The sequence below is a fragment of the Cellulosimicrobium sp. 4261 genome, assembly GCF_040546915.1.
Taxonomy (GTDB): Bacteria; Actinomycetota; Actinomycetes; order Actinomycetales; family Cellulomonadaceae; genus Cellulosimicrobium; species Cellulosimicrobium cinnabarinum.
In genome coordinates this window covers 286,398-303,785 of record NZ_JBEPOQ010000003.1, presented here as the reverse complement: position 1 = coordinate 303,785, position 17,388 = coordinate 286,398, and the positions used below count along the sequence as shown (strand labels likewise).

The window sequence follows — 17,388 nt, the reverse complement described above, 5'->3', positions numbered from 1 at the left end:
GCTCAGTCGGCGACCAGCAGCGCCTCGATCTCGGCCTCGCCCAGCAGGCGGCGCGGACGCACGGTCTCGTCGGAGGCGACGTAGTAGAACGCGGCGTTCACCTTCTCGAGCGGCACCCCCGTCCAGCGCGACCACGCGAGCCGGTAGACGGCGAGCTGCACCTCGCGCACGCTGCGCGCCTCCGGGTCCGACGGCGCGCGCCCCGTCTTCCAGTCGACGACCACGACGGCGTCACGCGCCCCGCTCGCGTGCTCGGGGAGCTCGGGGAACACCGCGTCGATGCGCGACCGCAGGACCGTCGACCCGACGGGCGTCTCGACGTCGACCTCGACGGCGACGGGCGTGCGCGTCGCCCACTCCGAGGCCAGGAACGTCCGCTGGAGCGTCTCGAGGTCGGCGTCGGGGTCGAGGTCGTCGTCGTCCGCCCCGGGGAGGTCCTCGACGTCGAGCAGGGACGACGTCGTGAAGTAGCGCTCGGCCCACAGGTGGAACCGGGTGCCCCGGCGCGCGTGGACCGTGGGCTCCACCGGGACCGGGCGGCGCAGGTGCAGCGCGTACTCGTCGCGGTCCGCCGCGAGCCGGACGAGGCTCGACGCCGAGACGTGCGCCGGCAGCTCGACCTCCCGGCCCGAGCGCTCGGCACGCTCCGCGAGCAGGACGCGTGCCAGCGCCACGAGGTCGCGACCCTCGGCGTCGACGAGGACTCCCGAGGGCGCCGTGAGCCCGGCGGGGCCGCTCGCGTCGTCGGCGGTCCTCTGACCTCGCGCGGTGTCGGACGCCTCTGCCCCGACCGACGCGGCGCGCTCCGCCGCGGCCCGCTCGACCGCCGCACGCTCGACCGCCGCGCGTTCGACGGCCGCCGCGGTGTCCCGCAGGACGGACCGCGCCGACCCGCCGGGAGCGTCGTCGGGCACGGGCCACGTGCCGGTCACCTCGACGTCCTCGAGCGGGTTGGAGTCGTCGGGACCGGGCGGGGCCGACCACCCGTCGGCCGTCACGATCCCCGCCTCGACGAGCTCGACGAGGAACGGCGACAGCGCGCGCGGGCGCGACCCCGTCTGCCACCAGGACGCCGTGAGGTACAGCTCGCGGCGCGCCCGCGTGAAGGCCACGTAGGCGAGGCGTCGCTCCTCGGCGAGCTGGTGCTCGCCGCTCGCCGCGCGGAACTCGTCGCGCCGCGCCACGAGCTCCTTCGTGTCCGCCGCGAGGTCGAAGCGGAATTCGGGCAGGTCGGCGGCGTCGCCGCGCAGCGGGTACGGGAGCTGGCTCACGTCGGTGAGCCAGCCGCTGTCCGCGCGCACGCCCGACGACGACTCGGCCGTCGTGGGGAACACGCCGTCCACGAGACCGGGCACGACGACGACGTCCCACTCGAGGCCCTTCGCGGCGTGCGCGGTGATGACCTGCACCGCGTCCGGGTCGGGTTCCCGCACGGGCAGGTCGAGGCCGTTCTCCCGCGTCGAGGCGACCCCGAGCCACGCGAGGAACGCCCCGAGCGTCACGACGTCCGCCGTCTGCGTGAACGTCGCGGCGACGTCGCGGAACGCGTCGAGGTGCTCGCGGGCCCGGTCGCTCACGGCCTCCGGGTCGACGAGCCGCCGCGACGCGAGCAACGCCTCGTTCGTCACGGCCTCGACGTCGAGGCCGAGGGCCCGCTCCGCCTCGACGACGAGCTCCGGGAGCGACAGGTACGTGAGACCGCGCAGCGCGCGCAGGGTCCGCGAGAGCGCCGAGAGCCGTGCGTGACCCTGGGCGGAGAGCGTGCGCCCGTCCGCGGCAGGCTCGCCCGGGTCCGGCAGGTCGTCGAGCGCGTCGACGATCGAGCGGTGGTCGGCGACGTCCCCCTCGACCACCACGAGCCCCGACTCGGTGTCCTCCGCGGCGGAGGCGCGACGGCGCGAGCCCAGCGCGCCCTCGAGCCGCGCGAGGTCCGCCGCGCGGCTCCCGAGCGCGTGCAGGTCGGCCGCACCGAGGTTGAGCCGCGGCCCGGTGAGGAGCCGCACGAGCGCGTCGCCGCGCGAGGGGTCGTGCACGGCCTCGAGCAGAGCGACGACGTCGACGACCTCGGGCGTCGTGAGCAGCCCGCCGAGGCCGACGACCTCCACGGGCAGCCCGCGCCGCCGCAGCGCGACCTCGACCGCCGCGAACTGGCTGCGCTTGCGGCACAGCACGGCCGCGGTGACGCGTCCCCCGGGCGCGCTCGCCGGGCGCCACCGCGCGGCGACGCGTTCGGCCACGGCCGCGGCCTCCTCCTCGGCGGTGGCCGCCACGTGCGCAGCCACCGCGCCCGGGCCCGCGTCAGGGCGCAGCGCGAGCGGCGGCACCTCGACCCGGTCGCCCCGCCCACCCGCGACGGCACCGCGCAGCGGGCCGGCGGTGACGTTCGCCGCCGCGAGGACGGCGGCGTCGTTGCGCCACGACGTCGAGAGGAAGCGCACGGCCGAGCGGTCGCCCCCCGCGCGCGGGAAGCGGTCGGGGAACCGCGCGAGGCCGCCCGCGCTCGCGCCGCGCCACCCGTAGATCGACTGGTGCGGGTCGCCCACGGCCGTCACGGGGTGCCCGCCGCCGAACAGCCCCGCGAGGAGCTCGACCTGCGCGTGCGACGTGTCCTGGTACTCGTCGAGGAGCACGACGCGGAACCGGGCCCGCTCGGTCTCCCCCACGACCGGCACCTCGCGCGCGAGCCGCGCCGCGAGCGCCACCTGGTCGCCGAAGTCGAGGGAGTCGGTCGCGCGCTTGCGGCGGCGGTACTCCGCGACGACGTCGAGCAGCCGGACCCGTTCCGCGACGTCGCCGACGAGCTTCTCGACCTCCTTCGTCCGGGCCCTCTGCCGCGGCCCGAGCGGGAGCGCGTCGAGCTGCTCGACGATCTCGGCCAGGCGGTCCCGCGCCTCGGCGGGGTCGAGGAGGTGCTCGCCGAGCGCGCCGGAGAGCCCGAGCACCGCCGCGACGACCGTGCTCAGGGCGCGGTCGGTGCCCAGGTCGTCGTCCCAGGACTCCACGACCTCCGACGCGAGCTGCCACTGCTGCGCCTCACCGAGCAGGCGGGCCCCCGGCTCGACGCCGACGCGCAGCCCGTGGTCGCCGACGAGCGACGCGGCGTACGCGTTGTACGTCGCGACGGTCGGCCGGTCGAGCAGCGAGAGCGCCGAGGCCGCGCCGCCCCGGGCGCGCGCGAGCTGGGCGAGCCGCACCTGGACGCGCTCCGCGAGCTCGCCCGCCGCCTTGCGCGTGAACGTGAGGCCCAGCACCGCGTCCGGGGGGACGAGCTCGTTCGCGATGAGCCAGACGACGCGCGCCGCCATCGTCTCCGTCTTGCCCGAGCCGGCCCCGGCGACGACGAGCGTCGGCTCGAGCGGCGCCTCGATCACCTCGACCTGCTCCGGGGTCGGGCGGGGACGTCCGAGGAGGTCGGCGATCCGGGTCGCGGAGAGCGTCGGCCGTGGCGGCTCCGCCGCCCGGTGCTCGTCGCCCCCCGCGTCCTCGCTCTCGACCGGGAGCCCGTCGGCCGCGACCAGGCGCACCGTCGACCCGCTCGCGCCCGCCTCCGGGAGCTCGAACAGCTCGCTGCTCACGCCACCACCCTCCTGCCCTCGGGCTGCACCGGGCACGCCCGGCGCACGGGGCACATCTCGCACAGCCCGTTCTGGCGGGCGGTGAACGTCGCCGCCGACATGGTGCCGGCGGCCTCGTCGACGAGGTCGCGCGCCCAGCTCGACCCGTCGGGCTCCGGCTCGAGCGCCGGCTGCGCCACGACGGCCGGGCCCACGTGGGTGCTCCCGACGTACACGAGCTGCGCGCCCGCGCTGCGCGTGCCCTCCGGCACGTCGAGCGCACCCGCCTCGACCGCGAGCTGGTAGGCCCCGAGCTGGGGGTGCTCCGCGCCCTCCGCCTTCGTCGCGGTGCGCCGACCGGTCTTGAGGTCGACGACGCGGACCTTGCCGTCCCCCGCCGCCTCGACGCGGTCGATCGTGCCGCGCAGCCGGGCGCGGCCGACGGTGACGTCGAACGACGGCTCGACGAGGAGCGGCTCGCCCGCCTGCGCGACGTAGGCCGCGAGCTTCTCGACCATGCGCTCGGCGCGGCGACGGAGCTGGCGCGCGGGCCAGCCGTCGGGCAGCGCGAGCTCCGCCCACCGGCGGTCGAGCTCCGCGCGCAGCTCGGCGAGCGACCCGGACGGGTGGCTCTCGGCGATGGAGTGGACGAGCGTGCCGAGGCTCTGGTGCGTCGCGTCGGGCGCCGTCCCGCCGGCCGCCTCGAGCGACCAGCGCAGCGGGCACGTCGAGACCGTCTCGACCTTCGACGGCGACACGGTGACCGTCTCCTCCGCACCGCGCAGCGGTGCCGTGCTCGACACCCCCGCGACGCCGTACCACGTCTCCGGGCGGGCCTCCGCGACGCCGAGCGCCCCGAGGTCCGCCAGGAGCGTCGCCGCCGCGACCGCGCGCTCGTCCGGCCCGGGGGCCCCGGCCCCGCCTGCCTCGCGCGCCGCCGTCTCGACGAGGACGCCACGGGCCGCGGCGACCAGCCCGCGCAGGTCGAGCGGGGCACCGACGCGCACGTGCCGCCGCTCGGCGGGCTCGACCGGCCCGTCCTGCGGACCACCACGCCCGCCGGGACCGTCGGCGCCGTCCGGGCCTCCCGAGCCGTCCGTGCCCCCGGGACCCTCGGGTGCCGACGGCGGCACGACGAGGTCGCAGAACACCGACGGCGCCTCCTCCGCGTCCTGCACGGCCGTCACGACGAGGCGACGCGTCGCGCGCGACGTCGCGACGACGAACGCCCGCAGCTCGTCCGCGAGCACCTGGGCGCGCGCCTGCGAGCCGACCCCGTGCGCGTCCTGCGCGCGGCCGGCGAGGAGCTCGACGAGCGCCTGCGAGCCGAGCAGCGAGTCGCGCAGCCGGAGGTCGGGCCACACGCCGTCCTGGACGCCCGCCACCACGACGACCTCCCACTCGCGCCCGGCAGCACCGGCGGGGGTGAGCGCCGCCACGGCGTCGGCCCCGCTCGCGCTCGCCGCGAGCGAGTCGGCGGGCAGGTCCTGCGAGGCGAGGTACTCGACGAACGCTCCGGCGGGGGCGCCCGGCATGCGGTCGACGAACGTCTCCGCGGCGCGGAACAGCGCGAGCACCGCGTCGAGGTCACGGTCCGCGCGCGCCCCGGCGGGACCGCCGTCGAGCGCCGCCGACCGCCACCGCTCCGCGAGACCGGTCGCGGCCCACACCGCCCACAGCACCGTCTGCGCGGTCGCGCCGGGCTCGGCGGCCGCCGCGCGTCCTGCGGCGAGAGCGCGCGCGACCGCGACCGGCCCGCGGCGCACCGTGGGCGGCAGCGTCGCGGCGCGCGCCGGGTCGAGGAGCAGCTCGACGAGCAGCGCGTCGGACGAGCGCCCGCCCCCGCCCTCGAGCTCCTCGGCCCGCAGCGCCCGGCGCAGGCGACGCAGCGCGACGACGTCGAGCGCGCCGACGGGCGACGTGAGCAGCGCCGCCGCCGTGAACGGGTCGAGGGCCTCGAGGTCCTCCGCGTCGGCGACGCACACGCGGACCGCGGCGAGGAGCGGCGCGACCGCCGGCTCGTCGCGCAGCGGGACGTCGGAGCCGAGCAGCGTCACGGGGACCGAGGCGGCGACGAGCTCGCGGCGCAGCGCCGCGAGCCGCGTCCCCGTGCGCGCGACGACGGCCATCCGGTGCCAGGGGGTGCCGTGCAGCAGGTGCTCCGCGCGCAGCTCCCGAGCGACGAACGCTGCCTCCTGCGCGACGGCCGAGAGCACCGCCACCTGCACGGGCGGGGCACCGGGACCGCCGTCGGCCTCCTCACCCACCTGCTCGCCGGCGTCCCGCGGTGCGGCACCACGGTGCACGGCCCCGGCGACGGTGCCGACCTGCGCGGTCACGCGCCGCGTCACCTCGCGCAGCGCAGCGCTCTGGCGCCACGCCGTGCCCAGGACGGCGACGCGCGCGCCCAGCTCGCCCCGGCGCGCGCCGTCCCGGCGGGCGGGGGCGGACGCGCGGCCCACGAGCCCCGGGCTCGCGCCGCGGAACGTCTGCACCGCCGCGTCCGGGTCCCCGAGCAGCACGAGGCGCGCGCCGTCGTCGTGCAGCACGTGCAGGAGGCGCGCGGTGGCGACCGTCGCCTCCTGGTAGTCGTCGACGACGACGAGGTCCCAGCGCGGCCGGGCGGCGTCGGGCACCTCGTCGTCCCACGCGAGCAGCGCCTCCGCCGCCTCGTCGACCACGATCGCCGGGTCGAACCGCGACCCGGAGTCGGGTGTCCCGGTGCGCAGCGCGGTGACGTCGAGGTACTCCGCGTAGAGCTGGGCACCGAGCGACCACTCCGGGCGCTCGTAGCGCTCGCCGAGCGCGGCGAGGTCGGCCGGGGTCAGGCCGCGCTCCGCCGCGCGCATGAGGAGGTCGCGGAGCTCCTGGCGCAGCCCGCGGAGGCCGAGCGCCTCCTCCGGCAGGCCCGCGGGCAGCGCGAGCGGGGTGCCGAGGTGCGCGAGACCGCCGTCGAGGTGGCCCTCCAGGAGCTCGGCGAGCACGAGGTCCTGCTCCGGCCCGGAGATCAGCGTCGGGACGGGCTCGCCGAGCGCGGCCGCGCGCTCCCGCAGGACGGCGAAGGCCGCGGACGCGGCGGTGCGCACGAGGGGCGCGCCGACGGTGCGGCGCGCGCGGTCCGACAGGCGGTCGCGGAGCGCGGCCGCGGCACGGCGCGACGCGGCGAGGAGGAGCACGCGCTCGGGCGCGACGCCGTCGCGCAGGGCCGCGAGCACGACCTCCTGCGCGACGAGGGTCTTGCCCGTGCCCGGCGCGCCCACCACGAGAGTCGCCCCGGGCCCGGCCGCGGCGGTGATCGCCGCGCGCTGGGAGTCGTCGAGCACCGCGTCGGCCTCGAGCTCGCGAGGCCGCGCGACGAGGCGGGGGGCGGTCGTCGTCCGGGGCACGGACCCGATCCCATCACGCGCCACCCACACCGCCGGGCGGGCGCGCGACGCGCGGGACTACGGGACGGGCCAGCCGTTGGTCAGGCAGCCCTGGGCCGAGATGGACTGCTGGACCATCACCGGGGCCACGGCGCCCGGCGCGAGGCAGTCCTCGTGGCCGTGGCCGAGCACGTGCCCGACCTCGTGGTTGACGAGGTACTGCCGGTACGTGGCGAGGTCGTCGCCGAAGTCCGGCGCCCCGAGGACCCAGCGCTCGAAGTTCAGCACGGCAGCACCCGTGACCGAGTTCCCGCACGAGTAGCGGCCCTCGGTCGCGAGCGGGGCGCACAGGCGGTCGGTCGTGGCGGGGCTCGCGAGCACGACCCGGATGGACGCGTCGTCGGCGGCCGTCCGGGAGAACGTCACGCCGTCGGGGACCGACCAGCCGCGCGGGTCGTTGAGCGTGGCGAGCACCGCGGCGGCGAACACCTCGCCGTCGACGGGGAGCCCGGCCTCGACCTCCACCCGGACGGAGCGGACCGTGCCGCTCCCGGGCGCCGGGCTCTCCCCCGGCACGACGACGAGCGAGCCGCCGAGGTCCGGCGCGACGACGACCGTCCCGAGCAGACCGGAGCCGGGCTCCGCGACCGGAGCCTCGGGCGCCTCGACCGGTGCCGGTTCCACGACGGGCTCCGGCGTCGTCGTCGGGGCGGGCGCGGGCTCGGGCGCGGTGATCGCGTCCGGGCGCGGCGCGATCGGGCCGAGGAGGCCCGGGCCCTGCTCGACGGCGCCCGCGCGCTCCACGGACGACCGGCTCACCGCCGCGGTCTCGTCGCGCTCGGGGACCGGTGGATCCACCCGGGCGTCGGCGGCGGGAGCGGCCTCGGTGCTCGCCGCCCCGCCCAGGTCCCAGACCTCCGCCGTCGCCGCACCGCCGCCCAGGCCGACGACGAGGCACGCGGCCACGGCGGCGCCGTGCCGCAGACCCGTCGTACGGCGCCCCGCACGGGCGCTCGAGAGGCGGTTCGGGGGGGTATGTCTGTCGGGCACCCGCCCATCGTCCCACTCCTCGCGACGCACGGTCGACACGAAGCGCGGTTTCCGTATCCTCCCCCCATGGGAGCCACCGAGGGACGCACGCGCGGCGCGGCCGCGGCTCCCCCCGGGCTGCGCACCCGGATGCCGCGCGACGAGCGCCGCGCGCAGCTCCTCACCATCGCCGAGGAGCTCTTCGCCTCCCACGGCTACCACCACATCTCGATGGACGACATCGCCGACCGCGCCGGGGTCGGCAAGCCCGTGCTGTACCGGCACTTCCCGTCGAAGCTCGACCTCTACCTCGCGATCGTCGACGACCAGGGCGACCGCCTCGTGGGCGCCGTGCACGCGACCCTGGACCCCTTCCGCGACCCGGCGCCCGGGACGCCCGCGGGCGACCCCGACGCCCTGGCGGTCGACGGCCTCGCCGTGATCGAGGGCATCGTGCGGGCCTACGTCGCGTACGCGCGCGCGGCGGGCCGCTCGGCCGCGCTGCTCTTCGAGTCCGACGTCATGCGGGACCCGGTCGTCCGGGCGCGCGTGCTCGCGCCCGACACGACGATCGCCGGCGCGTTCGCCGACGTCCTCGTGCGCATCACGGACCTCGACGCCGACGAGGCGCTCGTCGTCGCCCGGACGTGCACCGCCGTCGGGCGGGCCGCCGCGACGGAGGTCGTACGGCCGGACGGCGGCGCGACGGCCGACGACGTCACCCGGCTCGTGCCGCGCCTCGTGTGGCGCGGGGTGCGCGGCATGCTGCGGCGGCCACCGTCGGGCTCCCTCAGCGCGCCCGACGGGTCGGCGACGGGAATCTGACTACTATCGATCGCGTTGTCGCCGGTGGGACGCCCACCGGCGGCCCGAGGCCCGTCGTCGCTGCGCCTGGCGCAGCCGCTGTGAGGAGAGCTGAGTGGAAGTCACGATCGGTGTGCAGAACCTGGCCCGTGAGATCGTCGTCGACACGGACCTGACCGCCGAGGCCGTGGCCACCGCGGTCGCCGACGCGCTCGGCGGCGCCCCCGCCCTCGAGCTCACCGACTCGCGCGGTCGCCGCGTGATCGTCCCGACGGCGTCGCTCGGCTACGTCGAGATCGGCACCGAGGAGCAGCGCCGGGTCGGTTTCGGCTCCCTCTGAGCCGCAAGGTCTGAGCGCCGGGCCCCGAGCGTCGGGACCCGACCGCCACGTGCCGCCGCCGCGCCCCCTGGGCGCGGCGGCGGTCTCGTCATGCCGCCAGGCCCAGCCGGTCCATCCGCCGGGAGTGCTCCGCCGTGAGGCGCGCGAACACCCAGGACTGGGTCGCGGGCGCGGGCCCGCTGCCGCCGCCCGCGGCGACCGGCTCGGCCCCCGCCGCCACGAGCCGGGCGAGCGCGGGACGCCGCGACAGCACGTCGCCGACGACGCCGAGCGCCTCGCCGACGAGCCGCCGCCCCCACAGCGCGAGGCGCGACGCGAGCACCGGGTCCTCGGCGGCGACCTCGGCGATGACCGGGGCGTAGCGCTGCGAGGGGGTGTCGTGCGTGAGCGCCTCCACGACGACGTCGCGCGAGCGCTCGTCGAGACCCTGGGCCGCGAGGAGGCAGAAGTCGTCCGCGACGCCCTGGCCCACGTAGCCCTTGAGGATGCCCTCCCACCACGTGCTGGGCTTCGTGCGCGCGTCGAAGTCGTCGAACAGGCCGTCGAACGGGGTCATGCAGTCCGCCGGGTCACCGCCCAGCTCCTCGACGCGCACGAGCACGCGCTCCTGCCGGTCGAGCATCGCAGCCGCGAGGCGGGACAGGGCCTGGCGCTGGCGCAGCGTGGGGGCGTGCGCGGCGTCGCCCGCGAGGCGCCCGAAGCTCGCGAGCTCGGTGTACGCGACGAGGCCGAGCAGCTCCACCGCGTCGGTGTGGTCCGCCGGGGGCAGGGTCGTGGGGCTCGCGTGCTCGGCGTCGCTCATCGGGCCAGGATAGTTCTCCGATATCATGGCCGACGTACATCGGTTGCCCGGTCGTCCAGACCTCACGCTCGTCACGCGTACGACGACGGCACGGCACGGTCCGCAGCGCGGGCCTGGCCACGACATCCCACGATCGGCTGCCGGCCACGAGGTGCGCACGACCGCGACCGGGAACCTCCCCGGCTCCGGGCCCCGACGGGCCCGCCGACGGTCGCGCGTGCCCGAACGAGACAGAGGCACCAGTGACCACCACAGACGCCACCACCACCGACGCGACGCCGGACGTGAGCGCGGACGCGACGTCCGTCGCCGCCAGCGTCCACGCGGACAACACGACCTTCGCGGACTTCGGCGTCCGCCAGGAGATCGTCGACGCTCTCTCCGACGCGGGCATCGTCCAGCCGTTCCCCATCCAGGCGATGACCCTCCCGGTCGCCATGTCCGGCCACGACATCATCGGCCAGGCCAAGACCGGTACCGGCAAGACCCTCGGCTTCGGCGTGCCGCTGCTGCACCGCGTCGTCGCCCCGGGCGAGCCAGGCTTCGACGAGCTGCCCTCCCCCGGCAAGCCGCAGGCGCTCGTCGTCGTCCCGACGCGCGAGCTCGCCGTCCAGGTCGCGAACGACCTCACCACGGCCTCGAAGCGCCGCTCGGTGCGCATCGTCCAGCTCTACGGCGGTCGCGCCTACGAGCCGCAGGTCGAGGCGCTGACGCGCGGCGTCGAGGTCGTCGTCGGCACGCCCGGCCGCATGATCGACCTGATGAACCAGGGCCACCTCAACCTCACGCGCGCCGCGACCGTGGTCCTCGACGAGGCGGACGAGATGCTCGACCTCGGGTTCCTCCCGGACGTCGAGAAGATCCTGGCGCGCACGCCCGCGCAGCGCCACACGATGCTCTTCTCGGCGACCATGCCGGGCGCCGTCGTCTCGATGGCGCGCCGCTACATGAAGCAGCCGACGCACATCCGCGCGAACGACCCCGACGACGGCGGCCAGACGGTCAAGAACATCGAGCAGGTCGTCTACCGCGCGCACGCGCTGGACAAGGTCGAGATGCTCGCGCGCATCCTCCAGGCCGAGGGCCGCGGGCGCACCATCGTGTTCGCCCGGACCAAGCGGACCGCCGCGAAGGTGGCGGACGAGCTCGTCGACCGCGGGTTCGCGGCCGGCTCGATCCACGGCGACCTCGGGCAGGGCGCGCGCGAGCAGGCGCTGCGCGCGTTCCGCAACGGCAAGATCGACGTGCTCGTCGCGACGGACGTCGCGGCGCGCGGCATCGACGTCGAGGACGTCACCCACGTCGTGAACTACCAGTGCCCGGAGGACGAGAAGACGTACCTGCACCGCACCGGCCGCACCGGCCGCGCGGGCAACAAGGGCACCGCGGTGACGTTCGTCGACTGGGACGACATCCCCCGCTGGTCGCTCATCGACAAGGCCCTCGACCTCGGCATCCCCGAGCCGGTCGAGACGTACTCGAGCTCGCCGCACCTGTACACCGACCTGCACATCCCCGAGGGCACGAAGGGCCGTCTCCCCAAGGAGCGGCGCACGCTCGCCGGGCTCGAGGCGGAGGAGATCGAGGACCTCGGCGAGACCGGCAAGCGGCACACGCCCGCGGGCGGGTCGCGCGGGCGCCAGGGCGACCGGTCCGACGGCGGCCGCGGCCGGTCCGACGGCGAGCGGGGCCGGTCCGGCGGCCAGGGCCGCTCCGGCGGGCGTCGCGGCGAGACCGAGCGCACGAGCGCTCGTGCCGAGGGCGAGCGCACCGAGGCGACCGAGGGCGCCCCGGCGACCGAGGGCGGCGAGCGCCGTCGTCGGTCCCGCAGCCGCCGCCGCACGCGCGGCGGCCGTCCGGTCGAGCAGCAGGGCGGCGCCGCCGAGGCGACCGCCCAGCCCGCGGAGTAGTCGCTCCCGGCGGTTCCCGAGCCCGACGACGAACCCCGGGTCGCGCCCCACTGTCACCAGGCCGTGGGGACGCGGCCCGGGGTTCGTCGCGTCCGGGTCAGTGCACGTGCGCGTCACGCCCGGCGAACCACACCGCGACGCCCTGGACGGCCGCCGCGGCGACGAGGAGCAGGAGCGGGAGCGTCCACGCGCCCGTGACGTCGTGCGCGAGCCCGAGGCCGAGCGGACCGGTCGCGGCGAGCAGGTAGCCGGCGCTCTGCGCCATGCCGGAGAGCTCGGACGTGTGCGCGGCGTCGCGCGCCCGCAGCGCCATGAGAGTGAGCGCGAGGCTGATCCCGCCACCCTGCCCGAGGCCGACCAGCAGGACCCAGAGCGCCGCGCCGCCGGGCGCGACGGCGAGCCCGAGCAGCCCTGAGCCGACGAGGACCACGAGCACGAGGCCGATGCCGCGTTGGCGCGGCATGCGCCCGGCGAGGACCGGGGTGACGAACGAGCCGACGATCCCCGCGAGGTTGCACAGCGCGAGGAGCCAGCCGCCCACCTCCGGCGTCCGGCCGAGCGCGACCATGATCTCGGGCAGCCAGGCGTTGACCGCGTAGAACGACAGCGACTGCATGCCCATGACGACGGTGACCGCCCAGGCGAGCGGGCTGCGCCACACCGCCGACCGCGCGGCGGCCGGCCCCGCGCCGGGTCCGAACGCCACCGTGCCGGAGGGGTCGGGCCGCAGCGCGCGCGGCACCCACACGAGCGCCCCGAGCACGGCGAGGACGCCCCAGGTCGCGAGCGCGCCGCGCCAGTCGAGACCGGCCGCCGACGCGACCGGCAGGGTCAGGCCCGCCGCGAGCGCCGCCCCGCCGGAGAGCGCCATCGAGTAGAGGCCGGTCATGAGGCCGATGCGGTCGGCGAAGTCGCGCTTGATGAGCGCGGGCAGCAGCACGTTCCCGAGCCCGATCGCGCACCCGGCGACCACCGTCCCGGCGAACAGCCCCGCGGTCGAGGGCACGAGGCGCAGCGCGAACCCGACGCACAGCAGGACGAGGCTCACGAAGAGCGCCCGCTCGAGCCCCCAGCGCCGCGCGAGCACGGGCGCGAGCGGCGCGAGGAGCCCGAAGCACAGGACGGGGAGCGTCGTGAGCACGCCCGCCGCCGTCGCGCTGAGGCCCAGGTCCGTGCGGATCTCGCCGAGCACGGGCGAGATCGCGACGACGGCGGGGCGGAGGTTGAGCGCCGCGAGGACGATCGCGACGACGGCGGCCAGCCCCAGCGGCCTGCGCAGCCCGCTCACGCCTCGGCCTCCCCGGCGTCGCTGCGACCGGGACGGTCCGCGGCGGCCTCGACGAGCTGCGCCCGCACGGCGTCGATCGTCGCGACGACGGCGGCCTCGGCCGCGTCGGCGTCGGCCGCCCGGATCGCCGCGACGACCTCCTCGTGACCGGGGACGTCGCGGTGGTGCCGACGCTGCCCGCCGGAGGGGAGCGTGCGGACGAGCGCGTGGTCGAGGCCTCCGTAGAGGTCGGCGAGCAGGGGGTTGCCCCCGGCGCGCACGACCTCGCCGTGGAAGGCGACGTCGGCGGCCTGGAAGGCCTGCTCGTCCCCGTCGCGTGCCGCGACCTGGGCGGCGAGGGCCGCGTCGAGGCGGCGGAGGGCGACGGCGTCGGCCCGCCCGGCAGCGGCACGCGCCGCACCGCGCTCGAGGATCTCGCGCACCTCGAGCACGTGGAGCGCGTCCGTGGTCCGGGCCCGCCGGGTCAGTGCGGCGTCGAGCCCGTCGGCCGCGCGCACGTAGGTGCCGTCGCCGCGGCGCGGCTCGAGGATCCCGGCGTGCTCGAGCGCGCGCACGGCCTCGCGCACCGTGTTGCGCCCGACGCCGAGCTCGGCGACGAGCTCGGGCTCCGGCGGGATACGGGTGCCGACGGGCCACTCCCCGCGCTCGACGCGTTCCGTGAGCCGTTCGACGACGAGCTCCGACACCTTGCGGGGAGGCATGATCGGCTGGTTCACCGAAAGAACCTAACATCCCCTGTTTGGCGCGGGCGGCGCAGCGGGCGTACGGGGTCCCGCGTACGGGGGTTGACCAGCGCGCGGCACCGCGAGGACCTTGCGACAGGACCGCTCCTTCGACGACGAAAGCGAGACCACCATGGACCCCACCGCGTCACGACCCCGACGACGGCGCAGCCTCCTCGCCCTGGTCGCCTCCGCCACGCTCGTCGGGACGCTCCTCACCGGCACCACGACCGCCGCGGCCGCGGACACCGAGCTCGCCGTCAACGGCGGGTTCGAGTCCGGGCTGTCCGGGTGGACCTGCTCCGGCTCCACGGGGCAGCCGGCCACGAGCCCGGTCCGCACCGGCAGCGGGGCGCTCCGGGCCACGCCCGCCGGGACGGACAACGCGCGCTGCTCGCAGACCGTCGCCGTCCGACCCTCGTCGACCTACACGCTCAGCGCGTGGGTCCAGGGCTCCTACGCGTACCTCGGGGCGAGCGGCGCGACGGCGCAGGACGTCACCACCTGGACGCCCTCGGCACCGACCTGGCAACGGCTCAGCGTGACCTTCACGACGACCGCGACGGCGACGACCGCGACGGTCTTCGTGCACGGCTGGTACGGCCAGCCCGCCTACCTCGTGGACGACGTCAGCCTCGTGGGTCCGGGCGGCGGCACGGCGCAGCCGCCCGCGACCCCCACCGGTCTGACCGCCGGGACGCCCACCGCCACGAGCGTGCCCCTCACCTGGGGTGCCGTGGCCGGCGCCACCGGCTACGCCGTCTACCGCGACGGCACCCGCGTCGCCGCGACCGCGGCCCCGTCCACCACCGTCTCCGGGCTCACCGCCGCCACCGCCTACTCCTTCCAGGTCACCGCGACCAACGCCGCGGGCGAGTCACCCCGCTCCGCCGCCGTCGCCGTCACCACGGCGACCGGCGGCACCGGCGGCGGACCCGGCGCCGGGCTGCCGGCGCACGCGCTCGTCGGCTACCTGCACACGTCGTTCGCCAACGGGTCGGGCTACGTCCGCATGGCGGACGTCCCGGACTCGTGGGACGTCATCAACCTCGCGTTCGGCGAGCCGACGAGCGTCACGTCCGGCGACATCCGGTTCAGCCTCTGCCCGCGGACCGAGTGCCCGAACGTGGAGTCGGTCGCGGAGTTCAAGGCCGCCGTCGCCGCGAAGCGCGCGGCCGGGAAGAAGGTGCTCCTCTCGATCGGCGGGCAGAACGGCCAGGTCCAGCTCACGACGACCGCCGCGCGCGACGCGTTCGTCGCCTCCGTGAGCTCGATCATCGACACCTACGGGCTGGACGGGGTCGACATCGACTTCGAGGGGCACTCGCTGTACCTGAACCCGGGCGACACGGACTTCCGCGCCCCGACCACCCCCGTGATCGTCAACCTCGTCTCCGCGCTCAAGTCGCTCACCGCGCGCTACGGCGACGACTTCGTGCTGACGATGGCGCCGGAGACCTTCTTCGTCCAGAACGGCTACCAGTTCTACGGCTCCGGCCCGTGGGGCGGCCAGGACCCGCGCTGCGGCGCCTACCTGCCGGTGATCCACGCCCTGCGCGACGACCTGACGCTGCTCCACGTCCAGCACTACAACTCGGGGCCGATCATGGGGCTCGACGACCAGTACCACTCGATGGGCGGGGCGGACTTCCACGTCGCGCTGACGGACATGCTGCTCACCGGCTTCCCGGTCGCGCGCGACACGACGAAGATGTTCCCCCCGCTCCGCCCCGACCAGGTCGCGATCGGCCTGCCGGCCAGCACGCAGGCGGGCAACGGCCACACCCCGCCCGCGCAGGTCACCCAGGCCCTGGACTGCCTCACGAAGGGCACGGGCTGCGGGTCGTACCGGACCCACGGGCGCTGGCCGGGGCTGCGCGGCCTCATGACGTGGTCGATCAACTGGGACCGCTTCAACGGCGGAGAGTTCTCCCGGGCCTTCGACGCGTACTGGCCCTGACCGACCACGAGCGCGCGACCGCGAACGGCGACCGGCGTCCGGGGCCACCGCCCCGGACGCCGGTCGTCCGCGACGACGGGCCGCGGGTCAGGCGGTCTGGACGAACTCGATGACGGCGTCGGCCACGAGCTGGACGGCGATGGCCGCGAGGAGCAGACCGGCGATCCGCGTCACGAGGATCGTGCCCGAGTCGCCGAGGACGCGGTTGATGACGTTCGCGAAGCGCATCGAGAGCCACAGGCACACGTGCACCGCGACGACGCCCGCTGCGATGGCGACCCACTCGGCGACGCCCCCGCCGCGCTCCCCCGCGCGCTGCACGAAGACCATCGTCGCGACGATCGCACCCGGGCCGGCGAGCAGCGGCGTCCCGAGCGGCACGAGCGCGACGTTGACGCCCTTGTTGCCCGACGGCTGCGGCTCCTCCATCTTCCCGGTGAGCAGCTCCATCGCCACGAGGAGCAGCAGCAGGCCGCCCGCCGTCTGGAGCGCGGGCAGCGAGATGTGCATGTAGTTGAGGATCTGCTGGCCGAACACCGCGAACGCGACGATTACGCCGAACGCCACGAGGATCGCGGTGCGCGCCGCCTGGTTGCGCTGCTTGGCACCCATCGCGCTCGTCAGGCCCAGGAACACCGGCACCGTGCCGGGCGGGTCCATGATGACGAACAGGGTGACGAAGACCTCCGTGAAGAGCCGGACGTCGAAGAACTCGCTCATCGTCCGATCATCGGATCACGTCCAACTGTCCCAGCTCCTCGATCTGCTCCAGCACGGTCGGTGCTGTCGTGTTCTCCCCGAGCCGGTTCGGTTTGCCGGCCCCGTGGTAGTCGCTCGACCCGGTGACGAACAGGCCCAGGGTCCGGGCCAGGTCCTCGAGCCGTGCACGCTGACGCTCGTCGTGGTCGCGGTGGAACACCTCGAGCCCGGCGAGCCCCGCCTCGGCCATCTCCTCGATCACGGCGTCGGCCACGACGCGGCCGCGACCGTCCGCGCCCGGGTGGGCGAAGACGGGCACGCCGCCCGCGGCGCGGATCCCGCGCACGGCCACGACGGCGTCGGGCGCGTAGTGGGGCACGTAGTACGGGGTGTCCGTGGCGAGGATGGTCGCGAACGCGGCGGAGCGGTCGGGCGCGAGCCCGGCCGCGACGAGCGCGTCGGCGATGTGCGGTCGCCCGATCGTCGTCCCCGCGACGGTCTGGGCGAGCACATCCTCCCACGTGATCGGGTAGTCCTCGGCGATGAGGTCGACCATCCGCCGGGCCCGGCTCGTGCGCGCGTCGCGCGTGCGGTCGAGCTCGGCCAGGAGGGCGGCGTGCGCCGGGTCGTGCAGGTAGGACAGCACGTGCACGCTGATACCGCCGGAGCGGGCCGAGATCTCCGCACCGCGCACGAGCGCGACCCCGTGCGCGAGCGCCGCGTCCGTCGCCTGCGCCCAGCCCGCCGTCGTGTCGTGGTCGGTGAGCGCGACGACGTCGAGACCGGCCGCGGCGGCGGCCTCGACGACCCCTCCCGGTGCGTCCGTGCCGTCGGACACGGTCGAGTGGGTGTGGAGGTCGATGCGCACGGGTCCAGGATAGTGACGACGCCCGGGCAGGACGGCACCGGACCCCC

Annotated in this window: 12 protein-coding genes; 4 read left to right on the top strand and 8 right to left on the bottom strand. The window is 76.4% G+C overall.

Annotated features, from left to right (window positions below):
• Positions 1-2 precede the first annotated feature (2 nt).
• The 3 genes from ABIE39_RS05910 to ABIE39_RS05900 are packed head-to-tail and all read right to left on the bottom strand — an operon-like array spanning position 3 to position 7,969.
• Positions 3-3,575, bottom strand: a complete 3,573-nt coding sequence (locus tag ABIE39_RS05910; protein ID WP_502914834.1) for an ATP-dependent helicase — start codon at positions 3,573-3,575, stop codon at positions 3-5.
• Positions 3,572-6,940, bottom strand: coding sequence for a PD-(D/E)XK nuclease family protein (locus ABIE39_RS05905; RefSeq protein WP_354050814.1), 3,369 nt, complete (start codon positions 6,938-6,940; stop codon positions 3,572-3,574). The genes ABIE39_RS05910 and ABIE39_RS05905 overlap by 4 nt, the downstream gene beginning before the upstream one ends.
• 57 nt (positions 6,941-6,997) lie before the next feature.
• On the bottom strand, positions 6,998-7,969 hold the full coding sequence (locus ABIE39_RS05900; RefSeq protein ID WP_354050812.1) for a DUF3152 domain-containing protein: 972 nt from the start codon (positions 7,967-7,969) through the stop codon (positions 6,998-7,000).
• Between the two features lie 66 nt (positions 7,970-8,035).
• Here ABIE39_RS05900 and ABIE39_RS05895 point away from each other — a divergent pair, with 66 nt between their 5' ends.
• Together ABIE39_RS05895 and ABIE39_RS05890 are read left to right on the top strand one after the other, a co-directional pair.
• A complete protein-coding gene (locus ABIE39_RS05895) occupies positions 8,036-8,773 on the top strand; it encodes a TetR/AcrR family transcriptional regulator (RefSeq protein WP_051028608.1) in 738 nt (245 codons plus the stop codon).
• Between the two features lie 94 nt (positions 8,774-8,867).
• Complete coding sequence (locus ABIE39_RS05890; protein ID WP_034654117.1) at positions 8,868-9,092, top strand: DUF3107 domain-containing protein; 225 nt, start codon at positions 8,868-8,870, stop codon at positions 9,090-9,092.
• 88 nt (positions 9,093-9,180) lie between these two features.
• Here ABIE39_RS05890 and ABIE39_RS05885 read toward each other — a convergent pair whose 3' ends face one another.
• Entirely contained in the window at positions 9,181-9,894 is a 714-nt protein-coding gene (locus ABIE39_RS05885; RefSeq protein WP_051028611.1) for a ferritin-like fold-containing protein, read from the bottom strand.
• 242 nt (positions 9,895-10,136) lie between these two features.
• Between ABIE39_RS05885 and ABIE39_RS05880 the strand changes: the two genes are divergently transcribed.
• On the top strand, positions 10,137-11,804 hold the full coding sequence (locus ABIE39_RS05880; RefSeq protein ID WP_209827249.1) for a DEAD/DEAH box helicase: 1,668 nt from the start codon (positions 10,137-10,139) through the stop codon (positions 11,802-11,804).
• A gap of 97 nt (positions 11,805-11,901) precedes the next feature.
• Here ABIE39_RS05880 and ABIE39_RS05875 read toward each other — a convergent pair whose 3' ends face one another.
• Complete coding sequence (locus ABIE39_RS05875; protein ID WP_051028539.1) at positions 11,902-13,092, bottom strand: CynX/NimT family MFS transporter; 1,191 nt, start codon at positions 13,090-13,092, stop codon at positions 11,902-11,904.
• On the bottom strand, positions 13,089-13,808 hold the full coding sequence (locus ABIE39_RS05870; protein ID WP_232423032.1) for a FadR/GntR family transcriptional regulator: 720 nt from the start codon (positions 13,806-13,808) through the stop codon (positions 13,089-13,091). The genes ABIE39_RS05875 and ABIE39_RS05870 overlap by 4 nt, the downstream gene beginning before the upstream one ends.
• A 139-nt stretch (positions 13,809-13,947) precedes the next feature.
• Here ABIE39_RS05870 and ABIE39_RS05865 point away from each other — a divergent pair, with 139 nt between their 5' ends.
• Positions 13,948-15,774 carry a chitinase gene (locus tag ABIE39_RS05865; RefSeq protein WP_354050808.1) on the top strand — a complete coding sequence of 609 codons (1,827 nt, stop codon included), beginning with the start codon at positions 13,948-13,950 and terminating at the stop codon, positions 15,772-15,774.
• Positions 15,775-15,861: 87 nt separating this feature from the next.
• Here the strand turns inward: ABIE39_RS05865 and ABIE39_RS05860 are convergent, their stop codons facing one another.
• Together ABIE39_RS05860 and ABIE39_RS05855 are read right to left on the bottom strand one after the other, a co-directional pair.
• Positions 15,862-16,494 (bottom strand): MarC family protein, encoded by a 633-nt coding sequence (locus tag ABIE39_RS05860; RefSeq protein WP_061266900.1) that lies wholly within the window; start codon positions 16,492-16,494, stop codon positions 15,862-15,864.
• Between the two features lie 7 nt (positions 16,495-16,501).
• Complete coding sequence (locus ABIE39_RS05855; RefSeq protein WP_175007926.1) at positions 16,502-17,341, bottom strand: PHP domain-containing protein; 840 nt, start codon at positions 17,339-17,341, stop codon at positions 16,502-16,504.
• Positions 17,342-17,388: the final 47 nt, after the last annotated feature.